Here is a 409-nt window from a genome sequence, read left to right as displayed (position 1 = left end):
AGCGAACGTATCGAACCGGCCCCGCTGGTGGTGCGCACCAGGGCGAGCCCGGCAGCGGGCAGCACGCCCAGCGCCAGCAGGGTCAACAGCAGCGGCAGCGACAGATAGGCGTTCAGTTCGGCCTGATTGGTCTCGAACACGTTCTGCACCATGCTGCGATCGATCAGCACGTTGTAGTGCAGCATGAAGTAGCTGCACGCGGCGCTGACGACAACGAGCAGCACCAGCAGCGGCCTGCGCAGGAATGGCAGTGCCAGCAGTGGCGTCAGCAGCAGGTTGAACAGGCAGAACAGCAGCGGCGGCAGGCTGGCCAGGAACAGCATGCTGCGCAGGCTGTTGAGATCGATCAGCCCCCAGAGCGTCTTCCAGAGGGCAATGTTTCCAATCGTGGCGAAGAACAGTGCGGCGG

General features: G+C 63.8%; 1 protein-coding gene. It reads right to left on the bottom strand.

Annotated elements, in window-relative coordinates; translation table 11 throughout:
• The coding region (locus RhoFasB10_RS25920) for a phosphoethanolamine transferase domain-containing protein (RefSeq protein ID WP_167679361.1) at positions 1-409 on the bottom strand (409 nt) is incomplete at both ends.

The organism is Rhodococcus sp. B10 (genome assembly GCF_011770055.1).
Classification (GTDB): domain Bacteria; phylum Actinomycetota; class Actinomycetes; order Mycobacteriales; family Mycobacteriaceae; genus Rhodococcoides; species Rhodococcoides kyotonensis_B.
The sequence above is the reverse complement of the archived record's forward strand: the minus strand, read 5'-3'. Positions and strand labels throughout refer to the sequence as shown.